Annotated in this window: 14 protein-coding genes; 1 reads left to right on the plus strand and 13 read right to left on the minus strand. The window is 39.0% G+C overall.

What is annotated here, in order from left to right:
- Positions 1–210 precede the first annotated feature (210 nt).
- From BUR19_RS15155 to BUR19_RS15195, 9 genes are all read right to left on the minus strand, one after another.
- On the minus strand, positions 211–723 hold the full coding sequence (locus BUR19_RS15155) for a hypothetical protein (RefSeq protein ID WP_074236515.1): 513 nt from the start codon (positions 721–723) through the stop codon (positions 211–213).
- 64 nt (positions 724–787) lie between these two features.
- Complete coding sequence (locus BUR19_RS15160) at positions 788–4,423, minus strand: DUF11 domain-containing protein (protein WP_074236279.1); 3,636 nt, start codon at positions 4,421–4,423, stop codon at positions 788–790.
- A gap of 24 nt (positions 4,424–4,447) precedes the next feature.
- Positions 4,448–4,735: a hypothetical protein gene (locus BUR19_RS15165; RefSeq protein ID WP_139297375.1), complete on the minus strand. Its 288-nt coding sequence runs from the start codon at positions 4,733–4,735 to the stop codon at positions 4,448–4,450.
- Positions 4,736–5,290: 555 nt separating this feature from the next.
- Positions 5,291–5,608 (minus strand): hypothetical protein, encoded by a 318-nt coding sequence (locus BUR19_RS15170; RefSeq protein WP_245799087.1) that lies wholly within the window; start codon positions 5,606–5,608, stop codon positions 5,291–5,293.
- 222 nt (positions 5,609–5,830) lie between these two features.
- Complete coding sequence (locus BUR19_RS15175; RefSeq protein ID WP_074236282.1) at positions 5,831–6,109, minus strand: hypothetical protein; 279 nt, start codon at positions 6,107–6,109, stop codon at positions 5,831–5,833.
- Positions 6,110–6,224: 115 nt separating this feature from the next.
- A complete protein-coding gene (locus tag BUR19_RS15180; RefSeq protein WP_074236283.1) occupies positions 6,225–6,740 on the minus strand; it encodes a hypothetical protein in 516 nt (171 codons plus the stop codon).
- Between the two features lie 23 nt (positions 6,741–6,763).
- Positions 6,764–9,121, minus strand: coding sequence for a hypothetical protein (locus tag BUR19_RS15185; protein ID WP_074236284.1), 2,358 nt, complete (start codon positions 9,119–9,121; stop codon positions 6,764–6,766).
- Positions 9,122–9,233: 112 nt separating this feature from the next.
- Positions 9,234–15,809, minus strand: coding sequence for an Ig-like domain-containing protein (locus BUR19_RS15190; RefSeq protein WP_139297376.1), 6,576 nt, complete (start codon positions 15,807–15,809; stop codon positions 9,234–9,236).
- Between the two features lie 706 nt (positions 15,810–16,515).
- The gene (locus tag BUR19_RS15195) at positions 16,516–17,586 is read right to left on the minus strand and encodes a helix-turn-helix domain-containing protein (protein WP_074236286.1); all 1,071 of its coding nucleotides are present in this window, start codon (positions 17,584–17,586) and stop codon (positions 16,516–16,518) included.
- A gap of 378 nt (positions 17,587–17,964) precedes the next feature.
- Here BUR19_RS15195 and BUR19_RS15200 point away from each other — a divergent pair, with 378 nt between their 5' ends.
- Complete coding sequence (locus BUR19_RS15200; RefSeq protein ID WP_245799088.1) at positions 17,965–18,801, plus strand: helix-turn-helix domain-containing protein; 837 nt, start codon at positions 17,965–17,967, stop codon at positions 18,799–18,801.
- Between the two features lie 51 nt (positions 18,802–18,852).
- Here the strand turns inward: BUR19_RS15200 and ypfJ are convergent, their stop codons facing one another.
- The 4 genes from ypfJ to BUR19_RS15220 all read right to left on the minus strand — a co-directional run bounded on the left by ypfJ (position 18,853) and on the right by BUR19_RS15220 (position 21,714).
- Entirely contained in the window at positions 18,853–19,701 is an 849-nt protein-coding gene (gene ypfJ / locus BUR19_RS15205) for a KPN_02809 family neutral zinc metallopeptidase (protein ID WP_074236288.1), read from the minus strand.
- 198 nt (positions 19,702–19,899) lie between these two features.
- On the minus strand, positions 19,900–20,388 hold the full coding sequence (gene ribH / locus BUR19_RS15210; RefSeq protein ID WP_074236289.1) for a 6,7-dimethyl-8-ribityllumazine synthase: 489 nt from the start codon (positions 20,386–20,388) through the stop codon (positions 19,900–19,902).
- A 3-nt stretch (positions 20,389–20,391) separates the two neighbouring features.
- Positions 20,392–21,096 (minus strand): tetratricopeptide repeat protein, encoded by a 705-nt coding sequence (locus tag BUR19_RS15215; RefSeq protein WP_074236290.1) that lies wholly within the window; start codon positions 21,094–21,096, stop codon positions 20,392–20,394.
- An 81-nt stretch (positions 21,097–21,177) separates the two neighbouring features.
- Positions 21,178–21,714 carry an adenine phosphoribosyltransferase gene (locus BUR19_RS15220; RefSeq protein ID WP_074236291.1) on the minus strand — a complete coding sequence of 179 codons (537 nt, stop codon included), beginning with the start codon at positions 21,712–21,714 and terminating at the stop codon, positions 21,178–21,180.
- Position 21,715 lies beyond the last annotated feature (1 nt).

Consider the following 21,715-nt stretch of genomic DNA (forward strand, 5'->3'; position numbering starts at 1 on the left):
CTCTTAATTTACCTTTGTGAAAATAGAGATGTATTTTTTTTGAAAATATCCCCAAACAATAAGTTTTCAATATATAAGTTCTCTCATTACGTGTCTTATAATCTGCAGGTCTCCCGAAAAATTTTTGAGTCTCGTGCCGAGATTTGCCAATCATGGTTTCTTCTAAAATTTTATCAAGTATTTGTGTGTCCATCATTTAAGATTTTAATTTTAGGGTTTCCAAAAAGACCAAACGGTTCCGTTGTAAACAACAAGCTGTTTTTTCACGGTGTCATAAACCATCATTCCTGGCGCAGGGCTAATGATGTTAAGATGAGGGCTTGCTACTTTTGGTAAAATCATCGCTTTGTTGGTATCAGAAAGTACTAAAATCCCGTTAGCTGGGTCTGATGTATTTGTTCCAATCATAGTTTTAGCTGTGGTAAGCTCGGTTTTGGATTGCTGTATAGCAATGTTAGCCTGGCCGGTAGTATCAATACTCAAATCAAACCAACTTCCTTGTTTCAGGTATTTCATCTTGTGATCGGTCACATCATAAATAATAGTTCCGTTTTCAGTACTGCTGGCTGTGCTTTCAACATAAGGGACGATCATTCCTTTGTTTTCTGTATTGGCGAACTCCAACGAAACCGATGTGTTGGTAACGTTGGTTTTGCCAATAGCGACTTGAGATTTAATAACAATTGTTACAAAAATCAATACTACTCCTAAATTTTTTTTCATTGTACTGTCTTTAGAATCTGTTATTCTCATCACAAATGTTTTTTTATATTAATGAATTGTGTTCTTAGTCCGGGCATGTCTGTGTAGAAATACAATACCAATGATAGTTGACACCATTATCTGTAGAGGTGTACATTTTCAAACAATGATTAGTGGCATCATAAACTACCATTCCCTCTACAAAGTTCCCTGACGGTATTTCTACAGGAACATCCGGCGTTGAGGGGTTGCTGTCAGCATCACTGAAAGCGACTCTGTTTACAACCAATCCTTTTGTTTTGGATTCTAATGCAATCCATCCTCCTTTTCTTACCATTGGCCAATTGTCGGCATCTGTTTCACCTGCTCTTGCCAGAGAAGTAATTCCAACTTTGGTGTCCAAAATAGTTCCGCCGGTTGTGAGTCCTGGTTTGTAACAAAATGTAGGACAGCTATTTATCAGCGCATTTTGCGAATCTCCTATGCCTTGTCCCGTAGTATTACTATATCCTGTTGGTAGAGTTAAAAACTGAGGAACACCATTCGCATTAACACAAGTTCCCGTAGCACATAAATTTTGATTAACAGGCGTACTGCCTCCTGTTACAGTTCCTCCAGCTGTTACAAGCTGACCTGTTGAGATATTTGCTGCACCTTCTATCGCATCAGAGCATCCATCACCATCAGAATCTAGATCTGACTGGTTAGGAATTCCATCAGTATCCGTGTCACATATTTTTTTAGAAAAAATAGAATACTGAGTGCGCTCTCCTGCTCCAACTCCGGAGTTTGTTAATTCAATAGAAGAAACAAGCGTATTACCAATTCCTTTTAACATAATCATTTGATTATCCACGTTACCAGAACTCGTTATTTTTCCGCTAGATACATTATAAATCATACGAGGAAAGGCTGTGGTAATATTGGCTGAATAAAAAGCGTTATTTGCAGTTCCTCCATTTACACTAAAAGTATAATCAACAAACGAAGGAGAACTTGAAACAACATCTAAATCATTCAGGTAAAATGCAATTTCACTTGCAGGAATAGCAGGGCTAAATGTAATTGTATAACTAATTCCTCCTACTCTTTCTATTTGCTGTCCTCCTCCCGATTGATTTACAAAAAATCTGTTTTGAGAATCGTTCAAACTATTTGTAGTAGTTACAAGAGTACCATTAGTTGTAACAGTTACAGTTGATGTAGTCTGCCCCGTCCATGCCCCGGAAGTATTTTGGGAGAGATAAGGAGTACAATCTTCTGTGATATCTAAGATACCATCATTATCATCATCATAATCACACATATCTGGGATGCCATCTCCATCAGAATCTACACCAATGCAATAAAGTGTATTTGTATCTGTCGAAGTACTATTTGCTGTATTGGCATCATTAATATTGGCTGGGGCTGTTATTGTTACTGTATTTGCAAGATTTCCTGTAAATGTTGAAGGGATATTTACTGTCACAGTGTAGGTGACTGTTCCATTTACAGGGAGCGATATCAAATCATTAATTGCACCCGTTTGTGTGCCTGTTACAGAAGTTGTACTTCCGGCAGAAGCCACAGCCGTGTATGACATGTTTGCAGCTGGAATTCCGGCCGGTAACAGATCGGATACGGTAGCATTTTGTACCCCAAAAGGACCATTATTTCTTGCTACAATAGTATAAACGGTATTTGTTCCAGCTGAATAAGTGCTTGTTCCATCTGTTTTGGTAACAGATAGATCTGCATCAAATGTAATTGGAGCAGTAACGCAATGGGCACCGTCGTTATTTCCACTTGCTGGTGCAGAGGAAACCTGCACTCTGTTTCCGTTTGTCAAATTAAATTGAAAAAAACCACCGGCATTATTAACCCCGTAGATTTCGCCGGTACTTGAACCAAAAAGGGCTCCAAAGGTTGCCGCTCCGGGAGAGGTACCTATAAAACTTACTGTTCCGGTCGATGGGTTAATAGAAAATAGCCTGCCATCTAAAGCAACGCCATATAAGAGATTTGTAACCACGTTGTATGCTAAGTCAGAAGGATCAGTAGCTTGTGATAAAGTAATTGGTACAGCCGTCAAAGATGCTATATTAACTCTGTATATTGTACTATTGGAGCCGGAGTGCTTAATGTAGTAATTCCCGAGATGATCTATCTCTCCACTGTTATAATTAGTGGTTCCGGTTGCAGCGGGTAACCCGGAGATGGCTCCTAAATCTGTAATGGCTCCACTGGAATCAATCCTAAGAAGATTATTACTAAAGGTTCGCATCGCATAGATATATCCATCTATTGGATTAAGCCCGGTTGCATTATATTGATAGCCTGCCGGTGAACCAATAATAGGATAAGTAAATGGATTGGTAGAAGAGATGATATTGTATATTGCACTGTTGGCATTTTGAACCAGATACATTTTAGAGTCGCATGGAAAAGGTGTGGGCGATACAATTAGACATACATTACCTATACTGTTTGTGATATTGCCACTAAGGTTTGATATGTTTGCTGATGTATTAGTAAAGGCAGTTGGGTTACTTTCGCAACTCGGATTGCCTTGACCGGGCATATTGGTAACATTAACAGTGATGGTGGCAGTTGTATTAGCTGCTTGATTATAACCGGCAACTGCTATGGATGTTCCGCCTGGATTTGCAGTTACGGTTCCAGCTGTCAATCCTGTAACTGTAACATTAGGATTTGCGGCAAGCCTAAGTCCACTTGGAAGGTTGTCTGTAAATGAAAGATTAGTCTGTGCAACACTACCGGCAGCCGTATTGTTAAGAGTAAAAGTATATGTTGCTGTACCATTAGAAACAATAGTAGAAGGAGATACACTTTTAGTAAGCACTGTAACTGGAGCGAGAGATGGCGAAAAATTATCATACAGATAATATACTCCCTGTGCATTGGCCAAAGTAGTAGCTCCACCTTGTCTAAGCTGACCTACTGTCATATACTCTTCACCTCCTACCGCAGTATATTGCAATGTTACCTTTACCCAATTATTACGGGATGTTGCTCCATAAACATCGGTATTGCTTGCGGGGATTAAAACTCTGCCACTACCAAAGGAATTAAGTAGTGGTGCAAAGCTTCCTCCACCCACTGTATTGCTATTTGAAGGAGATGTTGTCGAAAATACTGCACCGATAAAGCCTTGTTCTGATGCTGGAAGATCGACATATGTTAAAACAGGTAAAAATGCGGAAGGCGACCCGCCGAACATGTGAGCTACATAAAAAGAAAAACTATAAGTAATACCTGCTATCAGGGGAGATGATAACCTATTGGTAAGATATTCTTTGTAATTGTTAAGTGGAGAGTTATTTACTTCCGCATAACCTCCTACAAAACCAGTTCCGCTTTGGGCTGTAAGTGTCTGTGGGCTAAGTGTAAGGCTAGACCCGCTAGTTGGAGTACAGACATTCATATAATCCGGAGTACCTGCAGTTGTAGGCTGTGTCCATCCTGTAGCTCTGGTTAGCTGGCTTTGGGCATTAGGGCATTGTGAGAAATTCTCAAAATCCGGATTACTGATGTTTTGCGCACCAATATAACAACCTATTAATATTAAACAAAACCTTATAAGATTGTTTCTCAAGATATGGTTCTTGATTTGATTTCTTTTTAAAATTATATTTTTCGTCACATTTTGCGTTATGTCACGACCAGATACTATTAATTTTAGCAACGCAAATAAGTGTTTAGAATAGAATTTAATCATAATATGTATTTTTAATAGTAATGGTCAAAGGTTGATTACGTTTGTGCTGAGATTCTCAGTAAGATTCCTTATTCTTAAAACACTATCAACATCCAGGTTTTCCGTAGGAGAGGGAATGTTTACAGTATAGTTTTTGGTACGTAATTGATCTCCAGTTATTATTGGAAGGATGATGCCGTATAAAATAGTGTCGTTTGCTGGTTTTAAGGTAACACCTAAAATGGTTTTGGCCGTAGTAGTATTGACGCCAACCTGAGCATGTGTAAAAAATCCTGTAAAAAGAAGAATTTTCACCAATAGTGCTGTACTCATCTTCAATATTTTAAAATTACTTGAATTATTTATCAATCTTGCTAAGCCTGCAAACGTGCCGCTGTTGTAATAGTCTATCTTTGAAAGGTTTATTAAGCTTTAAGGATCTTTGCGATTTCCTAAGCAATTTACCAAATGTGTTAAAATATTGTTAAATAAGCATGTGAGGATTTCTGAAAAATGATACCGTTATCACTAAATTAAACTACTTGTTAAATTCTCGATTTTTTAATGATAAGTATCTATTCTTTGCGGATGTTTTAATTTTATCTAATTATTTTGAGAATATGATTAAAATAATAATCTATAATAATGTTTCATCAATTCTTTTTTTTCTTACACCATTAGAGCATAAAAAAGTAATGACATCTAAGACATCATTACTTAAAAACAAAAACAAATTCTAAAAGAAAATTCTCTCAGAGATATTTTATATATATAAAACTATTTGATTAGAAAACTAAAGTGATTGTGAGTTATATTAAAAATGCAGTCAGGTAATTCATTTTCTTGGTAAGCAAAATATCCTTGAATATTAAAATATTGATTAAGAATTTAATGAGCCTGCCCGATATCCAGACGGTCGAATTTGCCATCAGTATTTAGATGAAATTTGAAGAATACTTTAAAAGTTCCCCAACTTCCGGCTTTGAAATTTTCTGTGATATCTTTCCCATCGTTTTCCACCTTGTCAATTGTGAGAAATTTTTCTTCACCCAAAGCTTTTGAAAAGAAAGATTTGAAATCAACCTTATTACCATCATCCGTCATCGTCGGGTTTTCTGTAAAGAAAGAATACCAGCTTTTATCTCCGGATTGTAACGCTTCAACGGCACTTTTTACTGTTGAATTAGTGATTTTTGATAAGTCCATAGTTTGTTGTGTTTTTTTAATTGTTGAGTTTTTATTGCCAGACATTTTATCTTTATTTTTATTCTGAGCGCAAACTGTTACATAGCAGCAAGTAACAAAAATCGGGAATTGAAGCTTTTCCAATTCCTGATTTTGAAAGAGCTTATGAATACTCTATTACCTCGTCGTGTATCCGTCGTTAGCGAAAATAGTCTGACCACTATTCACCATCCGGATCATAAGTTAGTTTTTTGGTAACAGCACTTGGTTGCATATCTTTTTCCCCAAGCATATCTTTAGCTTTTTAATAATTTTTTCATCGTAGAAAAAGCAAGGGTACTTACCCAAAACTTTCTTTATAGTATCTGTAAAATGGGTATGCGATGCGGCTAGGGTAGAGGCAATATGCTTGATACGGAAGAATTCCTGTTCCTTGCCTTTGATGACATCATCAATGTGCCTATCCAGAAAGGTAAGGTACTTTTCAGCGATTTCGTTTTTACGTAAAGTAGGCTTATTCATTAGAGTAGTGGTTAAAGAAAAAATCCCTAACAGATTTTCAACAAACTAATGGCCGAAAGCTCTGTTAGGGAAAAGGTCTATCTATAATAACAGTATTCTGTTTTGTAGTGTCAGGTTATGGCTTCCAAAAAGACCAAACTGTCCCGTTGTAAACGGCAAGTTGCTTCTTTGTGGTGTCATAAACCATCATTCCTGGTGCCGGATTGATGATATTAAGGTGCGGGCTGGCTACTCTTGGAAGGATCATCGCTTTGTTGGCATCAGACAGAACCAAAATGCCGTTGCTATCCATTGCTGTATTGTTTCCTATGGTTGTTTTAGCAGTACTAAGTTCCGGTTTGGAGGTCTGGATAGCGATATCAGATTTACCCGTGGTATCCACAGAGAGATCAAACCAGCTGTTATCTTTTAGATACTTTACTTTATGATCTGAGTTGTCAAAGATTACAGATCCGTTTTCTGTAATAGCAGATTTGTTTTCTATATAGGGTAGTATCATTCCTTTGTTTTCTGAATCTGAGAATTCCAAAGAAACGGAATTGTTGCTGACACTGGTTTTTCCAATAGCCACCTGGGATTTAATAGTAATAGCCGCTACTATTAATAAACAGGTTAAAATATTTGTTTTCATTGTGTGTTTTTTATGTGAGATAATTAATTTGTTCTTTGATCAAAAATAGGAGGAGTAGTACCTGCCGCACACGCTTTGAGACCAAAATTATAATTGGTAAAACTAGCATTGGTTACCGTAGCAGATAATGTTCCGTCAGGAGTTCCGTCTCCACTTCCTGTATTATTGTTTTTGTTTTCACCAGTCGTTACCCATCCCGCGATGTTATGGTTAATTGGGGTTGTTGCAGTATTAGTTCCTATTGGATAAACGTTAGGAGACAACTGCAGGGTGTAATTGCTATTAGCACCTACGTTGATGGTGTAAGTTCCATTGGAATTAACGGGTGTGCTGTTAGCGATGATACCGCTGCTGTCTACCAGATAGATATAACTTCCTCCTGCAGAAGTACCAGCTTCACCACTGTCGATTACAGTATTGCCATTCGCATCGTTAAAGACCGTACCGGAAATTGTAAGACAAGCCTGAATGGTAACGTTGACATCATCTGTACTTACACAGTCGCCAGTGGTAATAGTCCATCGGAAGGTATATGTTCCTGCAGCACTCAAAGCGGATACCGATGTCTCAGGTGATGATGCGTTAGAAAAGACAGGCGACGTTCCTGCAGGTGAGGATATAACTGACCATGTTCCTGTTCCTGAGCTGGGATCGTTGCCCACCAATGATACGGCAGTATTGCAGATCACATCCTGATCACTTCCCGCATTGGAATTAATCTGCGGAGCTACCGTAATGGTAAATGTTCCCTCTAATGATGTTCCGGAGCATGCGTATTCTTTATCTAAAAATGCTCCTATGCCCCCAACACTGGGAACTAGCTTTATTTTGAAGGTGTACACACCGGCTTTCGTTAGGTTACCAATTACTGTAGAAGTGGAGGTAAAAGATCGTAGATTGGAAGCTTCAAATGTAGGGGACGCAGCTCCGTTTGGTACTGAAACGGTTGTAAAATCATATTTTCCCCCAAAATCCTGAAAATAGCTGCTGTTAACCACACCTTTATATACGGTAGGCAATTGAACGGTTGCTGTTACAACGCCTGAACCCGGATAACATACCACTGTATTGTTAACGCTAACATTAGGACGTGCACCATCAGATATGTGAATATAATAATACTGAGTAGCACCAATACAACTTCCATTGCTTGTATAGACTGTAAATCTGTAAGTTCCTACACGCCATCCGCCTGATGGAGGCGTCACTGTCACACTTCGGTTAGCGGTGCCAGCACCGCTTGTAGTAAATCCTGGAGCACCTCCTGGCGGGATAACACCCGATACTAATACGGTTGAAATATTGGTTACAGGATCAGAAGAATCTAATCTGTAACCGAAAGTGATAGGTGTGGTGCTGCCTGCCATACCACACTGTACTTCTCCGCCACTATTAGCATTAAAATATGAAGTCATCTGATCGGGTTCAGAAGCTACAAGAAAAGAAACAGGTTTTGGCGTAATACCTGTGATAGTGTAGGTAATCTCTGGGGTAACATAAGTACCCGAAGCATTAGTAATTGTCAGGTAGAATTTATACACTCCCGGTGTGGTGGCTCCCGTGAAGTATAATGCGCCATCAAAAATTCTCCAATAAGTAATATTACCTCCTGACGGCTGGCTGTTTACCGTCATAGCGATGCTTGTACCATAGGTAGGATTACCAGCTGCACCTGCTGTAGTTGTATTGAAAATAGGAGAGGTGCTGCTAAGATTAATAAAAGTAGCCCCCGTTGCGCTCAGACATTCACTTCTTGAAGGGATGATAAGTTGAGGATTGGGGATAAATCTTACCACTGCCGTATCCTCGTAAAAACAATTAGGATTAGTATTCGAAGTGATACGTAAGGTAACAATATAGGCTGGATCTTCATTATGGTCTGCCTTTTTTGTCAATGAGAATGTGGTGGCTCCAGAGGTTGGCGATCCAAATGTTGCATTGTTATTAACTTTGGTTCCCGAGGTTCTTTCGTAAGTATAGATATTATAAGCAGACCATTGTGCTGTATAACCTGCGGGTACCACACCATTTAGGTTTACGGTACCCACTGTTGCATTAACATTAGTAATATCCGGACCGGCTGTAAATGTTGAAGCATCACCCGGTGCCAGAATGGTTACCTGAGAAGTGCTTGTCCCTAAATTACAGACCTGTGAGATTTGGAACACATAATTTCCGGGATAGGTCATACCCGTCACAGTAGGTGTAAGGGCATTCACATTACTGATAACAGGATCTGGAGCGCCAGATGGTTTGGATACAACAGACCAAGTTGGGTTACCTACAGGGGAACCTGTACGGGTGCCTTGCAGCGTATAGCTGGTACCGCATATTGTTGCAGTACCGCCAGCATTTACACTACAGTTCTGTGCTGATGTCATAGACGATCCTACTAACAGAAATACGAAGAATAAAATATATGTATTAAAAAATTTCATTGTGTTGTGTTTTAATAATAAAATAAACGGTTATTTCTTTAATTAAGGATTTCTATTAATCCGGACAAGTTGGAGTAGAGATACAATACCATGCATAGCTGAAACCATTATCCATAGTTGTATAGAGCTTCATACATTTGTTGGTGGTATCATACACCATCATACCTTCTACAAAATTAGCTGCAGCTATACCCACTGGAACGTCCGGTGTAAAAGGATCATTATCCGCATCCGAGAATGCTACACGGTTTGGTACAAAAGCTTTGGTTTTAGATTCCAATGCGATGTGTCCGCCTTTACGGGTCATTGGCCAGTTATCAGCATCTGTTGCGCCAGCTCTTCCCAAAGCTGAGATACCTACTTTGGTGTCTAACACTGTGCCTCCGGTTGTTGCTCCTGGCTTATAACAAGCACACAGATCGTCAATCGCAACTAATACAGGTGCACCTGCCATAGTGTACGTGTTGGTAGAAGCATTAAAGAAGTAAGGCCAATAAACGCCTTCACCTACAGCCGCAGAATTATTGACAAGAGTTCCATTCAAATGGTTTCTTGTGCTGTACCATACCAATGTAGAACCATCTGGTGGCGCAACATATTGTGTCGTATTAAGATTAACCGTAGGGATATTACAACAAATATTAGTGACCGTAATCAATTTGCTTCCAGGGCTGTAGCAGTTGGTAGAGGTGTTGTAATAATACACCCAATACTCTGTAGGGGTAGAGCTTACAGATATAGTAGTACTGCTCAACAAACTTGTTGAAGAAGGGGTTGCTGAAGTATGCCATTGGATCACAGAACCTGATGGTGCTGCATTAACATCAAATACTAAGCTCAAATCCCTTGGCTGCGGATCGGCTGGTGCTGTACATGTTGAACATACAGCAGCTATAACGTTAACCTCGCTGGAAGCTGGAGAATAGCAATTACCCGCAGTACTGTAATAGAAAGCGTAGTAGACTCCGGCACCTACAGCGGTAGGATTGGATACAGGATCTGTATGGGCTGTATCTCTGAACCATACCAGACTTGCATTGGCAGGTATAGTTCCTGTATGGGCATCGTTTAGATTGGCTACTCCACTAGGACAAGATGTGAACAGAGGCGAACTTACTGCAGGAGCTATGCTACCTACTGTACAAGCTGCTGTTACATTAACTTGGACTGCTGCCGATGCTGTACCACATCCTGAACCGCTGCTTGCCACATAATAGTAATATATTGTGCCTAAGGCATTAGTTGGTGGTGTGTAGGTAGAGGAAGTAGCTCCGGCTATCAGAGCTCCTCCGGTATTACTATTGGTCGTATTGCTATACCATTGGTAAGTAGTAGCGCCTGTTGCTGTAGCTGTAAGATTGGTAGGTGTACTATTAATGGTTACTGTCTGTGTTGTCGGGCTTATCGATACAGAAGTAGGATAAGCATTAACTGTAACTGGGGTACGAGGCGATGAGGTTACAGAACCACAAGTTCCTGTTACGATTACGAAATAATATCTTGTTGCAAAAGCTGCTACAGTAGGCGGTGTGTAAGTGAATGATGTAGCACCGGTAACTGTTGTTACAGATCCGCCTGTTGCTGCATTACTGTAATACCATTGATAACTTATTGCATTATTAGCTGTAACGCTTAATTGTGTAGCCGTACCATTCACACAAATGGTTTGCGGCGTGCTATCTGGTTGTGCAGTAATGGTTGTTGTGTCTATCGTTACATTCACAGGTTGAGATGGCGCAGAATAGCAATTGCCACCCGAGCTATAATAGAAAGCGTAATATGTACCTGCTCCTACCGATGTAGGATCTGCTACCGCAGTAGTATGTGTAGGATCTGTATACCACAATAAAGTACTACCTGAAGGTACTGTACCCGTATGTGCTTGTGTATTAAGGTTAACTGTGCCAGAAGAACAATTTGCCGTCACAGAAGGGTTAACAGCTGGCGTTGTGCCTGCTGCGGAACAAATCGCAAGTCCAAAGTTATTTGAACAGCTGGTTTTATAACCGCTAAATGCTACTGCATAACCTTTCTGCGGTGATACAGGCAAAGTCTGGTAACTGTTAGCAGGCAAAGGTTCTGCAAGCTGTACAATGTAATTAACAGTTGGTATAGACTGTATTGCTACATTATCGATATAAAAGAAGTGATTGCCAGCTCCTGTTGTTCTGAAACGAATGGTTGTACCTATATTTACAACCGAAGCCGGGATATTATAAACCTTTTTCCCGTTTGTATACCCTGTAGTACTATATAAATACCCAAGAGTTGTCCAAGGTCCTGTAGCGCTTGGTGCTACCTCTACTAACAGTGTTTTATATGGAAGACCATCCAGGTTGGCAGTTCTGTAATCAAATGACAACAAGGCATTAGTAGTTGGTGCACTAACAGATCTTCTGACAGCTACGGCAGTATTACCTGTAATACGAAGCTCACCTGACACTATCTGAATGTTCCCAGTAGTTGCAGCTGTTGCTTCACCTTCTTCTATCCAGTTAGTAGACCATCCTGTTCCTGCGCTATAGCTGGCTGTAGCAAAATCATGGGAAGCCTGAGTGGTTGGTACAGGAGTAGCACGATCAAAAACGTATGCACCGGTATTATTGGTGGTTACAGATTCTACCGGAGTGTTCTCAGAAGTATCTAAAACACCATTTCCATTAGCATCAAGATACAGATTAACTGTATGGGCAATGCCTCCTTCTCCGTTGTCATTAGCACCATTCCTGTTGACATCGTCAAATATTTTACCTGTCAGGATATGCTTCATCTCAGCATCAAGACAGCCTACGTTTACAGTCACAACAGCGGTGCTGCATAATGATCTGTCAGAATTACAAACCTGGTAGTTAAAAGTATCGGTACCAGAGAATCCAGGGTTTGGTGTATAAGTTACCGTTCCGTCCGGGTTGACTACTACTGTTCCATTTGTTGGTTGAGACACTATAGTAACAGTAGTTGGAGATACTCTTCCTACATCATTGTTCAGGATATCTATAGTTACTGGGATGTTAGGATAGGTTTGAGACTGGTCATCGTTTGCAAATATTACAAAATCTACACACTGAGGATCCAATGTAAATCCTGCATCCAATGTAGTAGCTCCACTTACTGCAGCAACAGATGAATCCTGGCCATAAACAGCGGAGATTGGTGTTCCGTCACAAGTAAAGAAGGACATACCTCCGTTTCCTGTGCTGGTGAAAACTTTTTGTGCTTGTAGCTCAGAGAGCGTATAGGCCACATCATACTTCAAACCGCAAGGACTTGTCGATCCCGGTGCTGTACTTATGACACTGCCAGTATATTTAACATATACTGTGGTACTCTTGGTAGGAGTGATCCATACCGGATTAGCAGCTCCGGCAGAAGCCATGCCTGGTGCCCAAGCTGTCGTTGTAAAGTTCGTCAGTTGTTCTCCAGGAATCATATTAAATGCCCAGTCATAAGCTAAACCATTAGCATCAGCATCTACGATTGTGACAGCTGTATAGCTTTTCCCGTTGGCGCTCTCAAACTTATAAGCAGTGGCTTGATTCATCTCCAAAGATGTATAACCCTTGGCTGGAATTATGATGCTGCCATTGCCTCCAAGTCCATTTTTCCAATTCACTGTTATATCTTCATTCAAACTGTTTGTGAATACTGCGTATACAGGAGCAGTAGCCAAGGTTGTGTAAACAGGAGAGTAGTAGGTGCTTCCATAAAAGTTACCTGGCAGCAATGGAATATTTCTGGTTCCATAGTTATCTATCCCTCCAAAAACAAGATCTACACCCACCGGTTTGTTACTGGTGATCACAGCACCGGATTTTATATCATTTGACTTGTTTGTATCTCTGGTTTTATTACCTGGGGGTGGGCCAGCTGTTCCTTCATAGAACCATACCATTCCTTCTGCAAGTGTTGGCGATGTAACATCTACCACGCCATCTCCATTATAATCCAGCTGTACTATAGTACCGTTCTCCGACGCTCTTACAAATAGAGAAGTATAGTCGAAAACTGTAGTCGCAATATTAGGATTCAGTAGAGAGCTAATATTCTCTCCAAAAGGAACTACAAACAATCGCCCGAATTTGTTGGTATCGATCACATTACCTTTGGTATTTTGTACTGAGAAAGTTGCATCACTACCTGTAACCTTGGTAAGGGTCAATAACTTGGTAGAATATATTTTGTCTCTACCATCATATTGTATCGTGGTTTCGGTAGAGGTTCTGCCATCCCCTGTTCTGTAAGGGTTGTTATTATCTAATGTAATGATAGCCCCTTCCGGTAAAATGTCTGTCGGGTATCCCGGAGCAACACCATTAGAGGTGTTCCCGTCTCCCCAGATTTCCGTAGTAGTTTGTGTACGGGTTCCTGAGTTAGGCTCATAACCATCTTCCCAATGGTCATAATAGATAAGCGTATTAGAGTAATTGGCTCTGATACCAATAATCCTCCTAGCGTTGGCAGTACTATTACTTATTGCATCACTTCCCGCACTCATTAGTGCTTTTTTAAGTTCCGCATTTTCCGGGAAAGGCAGATAAAATGTTTTTGGTAAACCAGCGGTACTGCATACGTCAGTCAGGTTGGGCTCAATAGTAACCGTTACCGTAGCCTGGCTGCATGCGCCTGAAGGACCAGTACACACCCTATAGACAAATGTATCTGTTCCTGAAAAATCACCATTGGGTAAATAGGTTACAATACCGCCAGTACCAATTTGTACACTACCATTTGCAGGTTGTGTAGCAATGGTTAACGTACTAGAGTCTGGGCTGCAAAGATCATTGGCCAGAATATTGATTGCTAATGGTGTAGCAGACGGTCCTGTAGCAGCATCTGCTACTGCCTGAATTACTGCCGTGCTTACCGTGAAGGTAGAAGATGCTGTTGTGCTACATCCGCTTGCGGTGGCAGTAATTGTTGACGTTCCACTCCAGTTGGCGGCATAGGTTACCTCACCTGTTGTAGGGTTGATTGTTGGTTGCGTTCCTGTACCGGTATTTGTAATACTGTATGCCATACTATCTGCATTGGCAGATGTAGCTGTATAAGTTATCGTACCTGCACTTGTACATCTTTGAGCTGACAAAGCACTATTAAATACTGGAGCAGCAGGTGTAGGAGCTACCGTTACTGTAAACGTTGCTGTTCCTGGTGTACCACAACCACCATTGGCAGTTGCTGTAATGGTTGCTGTTCCTGACCATGACGCATTATAAGTAACAGCACCTGTAGCGCTATTAATGGTTCCTGCTGCTGCAGGTGTAAGGCTATAAGAAACAGTTCCACCGGAAGATGTTACTGTAGCGGTGTATGTTACTGTTCCTGCGCCCTGACATCTATTGGTAGGCAAACCTGTATCAAAGACAGGTGTTCCTGCAGAGGCCAAAGCATTAGCACCACAAACATCCACAGGGGCAGTGGTGTAATAATAAGGAGCTCTTGTTGCATTGATAGTAGCAGAACCATCTCCTGCATTGCCATAATATTGATTTCCTGCAAAGCCAAAATTCTGTGTACAGGATTTGATAACAATAGTTTGCGCCCCTCCTGACTCTACTGCAAGCATCCGGTCTGTAGTAGGACTGCCAGGATCAATAGTGGAAGTAGTACCACCGCCAGACCTAAGCTTGCTTTGATAATTTTGCCCCCAGTTAAAAATTTGTCCAGTAGTTGTAAGTACATTGATTGATGGATCACTGTCCTGATGTTCAGTAGGTGAGATCCATTTAATGTTATTCATCACAGGACCTGATGCAGAAGTGTATCTGGGCTGTATCCAGTTTAATCGATTAGTGGCAGTCCAGTCACCCAATTCCTTGGAAGAATTATTTCCCATTGAATATAGATTACCGTCGGTATACAAGACATAATAAGAACCCGTACTTGCCATACCAATCATTTTGATGGTACCTGAAGGATTGGGTAAGGTCATTTGCACTGCTCTGGTTTGATTGGCGCTGGCAGAGCCATTTCCTAAATAAGCCCCGGTTCCCCAGGTCCATAAGGTACCATCGGCACACAAAGCCATCAAAGAATTTCCTGACCCTCTCAAGACAACCACATTATCCAGCGTAGGATTACCTGGTGCTGAGGTTGTAACACGATTCCAATTATTATTTGCGGTTGTCAGCCCTGTTCCTGCTGAAGCTGCATTTTTCGTCAATACCCATGCTTCTCCGCTACAAGTCAATAATGCTAAAGACGATTGTGTACCCATAAGGCTTTTAACCTGTTGTGGTTGTACACCCGGAGGCAGACCATAAGTGCTGCCAGATGTGTTCACTCTGCCAAAAGCTGCATTAGGTTGAATCGCAGATGGTATAAAGTTGCCAGGAGTTCCCCAAGCATATAAACCTTCAGTAGTTAGTAAAACGGATTGGTTATTAGGACCAGATGTTCCCCCTAAGGCGACTTTCAGGACAGTACCCTGCAAGCCCGGATAGTTGGTGCTATTTATAACAGTGGGACTGAGTAAATTAGATGAACCGTTGGCAGCAGTTCCGTATCCCCATATCTTAAAAGTACCATCAGCTTCTCGGATTGCATTAGTAACAGAAGCCGATATTATATTATCATACTCAATAGTGGCAGCATCATTGTTAGAATTGAGTCCATAGTTACTGTTGCACACTGTGTTACACTGTGCTTTAAAAATGGGCATACCCGCAAAGAGCAGTGTCGAGAATAATAGCAATTTCAATTTCGGGATGTCACGATCTTTTCGATGAAACCATCGGAATAAGTCAAGCGCCAGAAAAAAGAGATTTTCCAACCCTTTATTTGTGCTTTTTAAATGTTTTATCATCATAGTGTTATTGTTTGTCATCATTTATTGTTTAGATATTACCAACTGAAATTATTATACTTAATGTAAAATAATTTTAGGTTTTGCAATAAGGGATATAATATCCCAAAAAAATAATCGTAAGATTTATCTCACTCAGACAGAGTAAGATATAGACAATTAAGCGGTTTTTAGATAACGCGCTCGAATAAATTTTCGAGGAAAAAATAGTGATTAATCATTTGTGTGTTTTTTTGTTGTGTTTTATTAATTGCTAATGTTCTCAATTGATTCATTGAGGGAGTCTGTCAAAAACAAAAGCGCACAAAGAAATACAGATTTAGTAACCTGTAATAATAAGTGCTGTGTATTTTTCATGAAATTCTAACTGCAGAATAGCCTTAGATCTAACATTGTTTATCATTTGTGTTTGTTTTTTGTTGTGTTTATTTTTAAAATTACAATTGTAACTTTCAGTGGTGCAAGTTAATACTTTTTTTATATACTTTACAAAAAAAAAATAAAATGACCTCATTAAGGTCATTTTATTTTATTATAGTTGATTTAATGCAATCAGATTGGTGGGTGGCTGCTCCTCTCTTATATCCTTTTTTAAGTTATTTATAAAGTAAGACGGCGATATGCCTGTTTCTTTTTTGAAAACAACCGCAAAAACTTCTCTTGAGCCAAAGCCACAGCTTTCCGCGAGGTAACTGATTTTGTATTCCCGATAGATAGGATTTTTATAAAGTACTTCCGTGATGTAAACAATTCTCAATCCATTAATATAGTCACTGAATTTTTTTCCTTTGTATTGCTTTAAGATTTCTGAAAGATATTTGTTGTTGGTGTCAAGATAGGTTGCCAGTCCAGATAAGCTCATATCCTGTCGCAGGTACTTTTGTGATTTTTCAAATTTTGCCAGTCTTGCAAGAATGTGTTTAACCGTGTCGTCATTAATGGATATTGTTTTTGTCTTGTGCTCTGTACATTCTGGAGTGTACAATGTCTCGGCCTCAAGGTCTGGAGAAATCTCAGGAGCAGAAGTCTTGAGATTCTCCATAATGTCTTCATAATTCTGTTCTGATGTGTTTTTGCCCTTTTTATAATAATAGCCTAATAATAGAAATGGTAGAAGAATAATGATGAATAATATACTCTTGTTAATATAAACGGCGGAATGATCTTGATGATCGTGAATGATTTCTGCTATAGAAACGTTGCTTCCAAGTTCATTGATAACGTTCAGATTGTCTTTGATGTCCGCATAAACCACCTTGTATCCGGATTTCGGGTGTTTACTGTCTGCAAATTCTTTGATTTGACTATTTAAATGCTTGTCAGATTGAAGTAATTTTGATTTTTCTGGATCAATCTGGCTTACAATGACCATATCTTTAGTAAAAATCAATAAAGTGTCTTTGTTAATCTGTACTATGACATCCTTTTTGTCGATGTTTGTTTCGTTTTGCTTAAACTCTTCTTCCAAAAATCCCGTATTGTTGAAAATAGAGGCAGCATTTATGCTTCCGAAATTCAAAAGGAACATTATAAAATAAAGCAATCTTTTTTTTTGTAAAATAAATCGGTTTAGCAAACCATTTTTATTTATTGTTTGTTCCATATTATCAGATTAATAGTATACTCCAATATTAGTCAGAAGCAAACAAATAATGCAACTCTTTTGTAGAAGAATGACAGAATTAATGTTGTTTGATTTCCAGAAAAGATTCGGAATTTTAACATTTTTATTTACAAATAAACAATATTGATTGTTAGTATTTTAAGATGATTTTAAAATGTTTTTTATACCCGAAAAAATGTTTTTAGAAATTGACATACATTATTATATTTTTTTTGTAATTTTAGAAATGCTAATAATAATGAATTAATATTATCAAAAATTTAAGTATAATCACTGTTAATGGAGGAATGTTGCTTGTTTGGTGTTATTAATTTCTCTAAAAACAAAAAACACAATAATAGTATGGACTTGGGCAAAATGTTAATCCTGTTGTGTCTTTTTGCAGTGTTTGGCTCTGTAAAATCTCAGTCAATTCATCTTAGTGGAACACAAATTCTCAGTAAATATAATTGGGTTGGAAATTCAATTACCCCATCTTTGTATTCAAAAACTTTAGAGTCTTCTGATCCAAAGAAAAAGATTTCTACAAAAGACCAGATTAAAAAATACACGAAAATACTGAAAGATGAGCATAACAAAAGCTTAATCAAAATAATAGGTTTGTCCTCATCACTTACCGTTTTGGTAGTCGTATTGATGTGGTTGTTTTTTAGTGAAAGAGATAAAAAGATTAAAGATAATTACCATTTGGCGCTTGAAGCATTGAAGGATAAGCCGGCTCCATCCTATGTTAAAAAAAATACTGATGCTGCATTAAGGAGTAATTATACAGAGACAAATAATATTATAAAAGATAGAATCAATATATCCGAAGATACAGAGAAAAAACTTTTGAAAAAGCTGGCTGCTTTTGAAGCTTCGGAAAGATTTTTGAAAAAAGAACTTACACTTACTGCTTTAGCGAGTCAAAAAGGAACCAATCCAAAATACCTTTCGAAGATTATCCATACACATAGAAATCAAACATTTACTGGTTACATCAATAAATTGAGAATGAACTATATTATCCAGAAATTATATGATGAACCTAAATATAGAGAATACAAGATTAGCTATTTAGCAGATGAATGTGGTTATACCTCACCACAGGTTTTCGTAGTAGTTTTCAAAAAAGAAACAGGGCTCACGCCTTCCAGTTTTATAGAACAGCTGAAAACAGAACTAGATAATTATAATAATATGCTGATAGTGTAAATATAAAAACCTCGGATATCCGAGGCTTTATTTTTTTATAAATAATTGATACTATCTAAGTAGAGCGCTGAAAGTGTCACCTTCTCTGATATCTCCGGTATTATAACCTTTCATAAACCATTCTTCTCTTTGCGCAGAAGAACCGTGGGTAAAGCTTTCTTGGTTCACATAACCTTGACCTCTCTTTTGGATATTATCATCACCAACAGCCGCGGCTGCACTCATTGCCTCCTGAATATCACCTGGCTCTAAAAACTTTTCTCTGCTATCGGTTTGTTTTGCCCATAATCCGGCATAGAAGTCAGCTTGTAATTCGTTGGCAACAGAGATTTGATTGGCTTGGGTTTCGCTTCCTCTTTGACTTAATTGATGGACTTTATCCAGCGTTCCCAGTAAGTTTTGGATATGATGGCCATATTCGTGCCCCAGAACATAAGCCACTGTAAATTGTCCAACCTGAGCCCCAAACTTCTGCTGCAGTTCATTGAAGAAGCTCATATCCATATAAATAGTTTGGTCTGCAGGACAATAGAAAGGTCCCATCTCTGAACGTGCTGCACCACAACCAGATTGTGTTCCGCTTTCAAAAAGAACCACTTTGGCTGGTGTGAACTGGATTCCGTTTTCTTGGAAAACTTTGTTCCAGGTTTGTTCATTTTCAGCAGTCAACATTTTTACAAATTCTCTAATGTTGAGCTCTTCTTTAGAAAGTTGTCTCTGTTCGCTTTGTTGTGGGGAAGAAGTTGCACTATTTTGTAAAATTGCAGAGGGGTCGCCTCCGAGGAAGAATACGATGGCTGCAATAATGATGGTTCCTAAGCCACCACCAACCAACATTCCGCCACCGCCAGAGCCGCGTCTGTCATCTACATTGTCACTTCTGTCGTTTGTCCATTTCATAATTAATATTTTGTGTTTTTAAAATTAAGAAATTCTTTTGTAGCTAGAGCTAAAAATTATGCCGTTGTTTGTCAATAGCCCCGATAGTAGCGGCATCTTTTTTTGTTTTTATAGTCATCGTTTGTTTTGATGGTAAAATGTTCTGAAAAACAAAAAAGATATAGCGGATAGCGGGATTAAGCTCCTAAAATTTAATACTTAGAGAGAAAACTTGGTATTGAAATCTATCATTTTCAATGCAGTAACCGCAGCTTCGACACCTTTGTTACCAAGATTTCCGCCACTTCTTGCGATAGATTGTTCTTTGGTATCATCTGTCAAAACGCAGAAAATGGCTGGTGTGTCAGTTAAGATATTGCAATCTTTGATGCCTTGTGTTACACCTGAACAAACAAACTCGAAATGAGGCGTCTCGCCACGTATCACATTACCAATGGCAATGACTGCTGCGAATTTATTGGAACGGCAAAGTTTCATTGTTGCAAAGCTCAATTCGAATGCGCCTGGAACGTAATAAATATGGATGTTTTCTTCTTTGATGCCTTCTGCTTTGAGCGTTTCGAGAGCGCCGTTGCGAAGGTTGTAGGTTACGAAGTCGTTCCACTCAGAAACAACAATGCCGATAGAATATTCATCGGCATTGGTTATATTGAGTGGCTTATAATCTGAAAGATTAGTTGTTGCCATTGTTTAATAATATTTTGTCATTTCTATAAAAGCGTCAGATTGACCATTGTCATAATCCTGGTATTTCTCATCAATCACAGAGAAATATTTTTTAGCATCAGCATTTTTCTTAAGTGCCAAAGCTAGCATTCCTGCTTTTTTTGTGAAATAATAAGACGTGTAAGCGTCATCTGATGCAGAAGAAGCTTTGTCTGCCATTGCCAAAGCATCATCAGCTTTGTTGAGGTTGGATAGACAGTCTGCCATCGCACCATATTTAAGAGCTACCAATACTTTGTTGCCAGAGCTGAATTTGTCTAACAAGTCGTAAGCTTTCTGATAATTTCCTTTTTTGAATTCTATAAGACCAGCGTTGTAAGCAGATAATTTACCGGCTTTTGTGCTTCCGTATTCTTCATAAGTTCCTATGAAACCTGGGTTTGCAACAGATTTTCCACCTAAAGCCAAGTCTTCTTTACCATCGGTCAAATTTTTCTGAGCAGCTAAGTAGCTTCTTGTAGCTTCTTCGTTTTTAGGACCCAAAATGAACTGTTGGTAACCAAACCATCCAAGAACTGCAACAATCAAAATACCGAAACCGATACTCAGTGTTCTTGCATTTTTTTCAAGGAAAGATTCTATGTTCAATGCCTCTTTATCTAGGTCTCTGAAGAATTCTACAGTTTCTTTTCCTTCTTGTTCGTTCTTTTTGTTATGTAGATCTGCCATAATTTTTTAGTAAATGAAGTGCAAATTTAATGCTTTCCTTTTGATTTGCAAAAACTTATTTTTCTGATGAGAGAAAATATTTTAATATTGAAGTATCGAATAGACTTCTGAGTTAAATTTCTTTAGTCTTTCAACACCATTCAAATCTTTTAAATCAATTAAAAAACTGAATTGCGTAGGAATGGCGCCTTGCTTTACAACCAATTTTGCTGCGGCTTCCGTAGTTCCGCCTGTTGCCAGAAGGTCATCGTGAATCAAAACGCGTTGTCCTTCTTTCAAATGCCCGGTTTTCATTTCGATTTCAGCTGAGCCGTATTCCAAATCATATTTTTCTCCAATGAAAGGCGGTGGTAATTTGCCGGCTTTTCTGATTAATACAAATGGAACATCCAAGGCTACTGCAATGGCAATGCCGAAAAGATAACCTCTGCTTTCTATTCCACAAACTGCATCAATCTTGCCTCGGCTGAAATGGGCTAAATCTGCGATGACCTCTTCATATAATTTTGGTTGAAGAAAAATAGGGCAGATATCCTTGAATTGGATTCCCGGAATTGGAAAGTCCGGAATGTTATCTATTGTTTCTTCTAATTTCTTGATTAATTCCGCAGATGCCATT

This window comes from Epilithonimonas zeae (assembly GCF_900141765.1).
Classification (GTDB): Bacteria; Bacteroidota; Bacteroidia; order Flavobacteriales; family Weeksellaceae; genus Epilithonimonas; species Epilithonimonas zeae.

Coding starts and splice junctions, on each gene's coding strand:
- BUR19_RS15155 (WP_074236515.1), bottom strand. CDS start 723: ATGAAAAAAAATTTAGGAGTAGTATTGATTTTTGTAACAATTGTTATT.
- BUR19_RS15185 (WP_074236284.1), bottom strand. CDS start 9,121: ATGACATCAGCACAGAACTGTAGTGTAAATGCTGGCGGTACTGCAACA.
- BUR19_RS15200 (WP_245799088.1), top strand. CDS start 17,965: ATGTTAATCCTGTTGTGTCTTTTTGCAGTGTTTGGCTCTGTAAAATCT.
- BUR19_RS15165 (WP_139297375.1), bottom strand. CDS start 4,735: ATGAGTACAGCACTATTGGTGAAAATTCTTCTTTTTACAGGATTTTTT.
- BUR19_RS15170 (WP_245799087.1), bottom strand. CDS start 5,608: ATGGACTTATCAAAAATCACTAATTCAACAGTAAAAAGTGCCGTTGAA.
- BUR19_RS15160 (WP_074236279.1), bottom strand. CDS start 4,423: ATGATTAAATTCTATTCTAAACACTTATTTGCGTTGCTAAAATTAATA.
- ypfJ (WP_074236288.1), bottom strand. CDS start 19,701: ATGAAATGGACAAACGACAGAAGTGACAATGTAGATGACAGACGCGGC.
- BUR19_RS15180 (WP_074236283.1), bottom strand. CDS start 6,740: ATGAAAACAAATATTTTAACCTGTTTATTAATAGTAGCGGCTATTACT.
- BUR19_RS15175 (WP_074236282.1), bottom strand. CDS start 6,109: ATGAATAAGCCTACTTTACGTAAAAACGAAATCGCTGAAAAGTACCTT.
- ribH (WP_074236289.1), bottom strand. CDS start 20,388: ATGGCAACAACTAATCTTTCAGATTATAAGCCACTCAATATAACCAAT.
- BUR19_RS15195 (WP_074236286.1), bottom strand. CDS start 17,586: ATGGAACAAACAATAAATAAAAATGGTTTGCTAAACCGATTTATTTTA.
- BUR19_RS15220 (WP_074236291.1), bottom strand. CDS start 21,714: ATGGCATCTGCGGAATTAATCAAGAAATTAGAAGAAACAATAGATAAC.
- BUR19_RS15215 (WP_074236290.1), bottom strand. CDS start 21,096: ATGGCAGATCTACATAACAAAAAGAACGAACAAGAAGGAAAAGAAACT.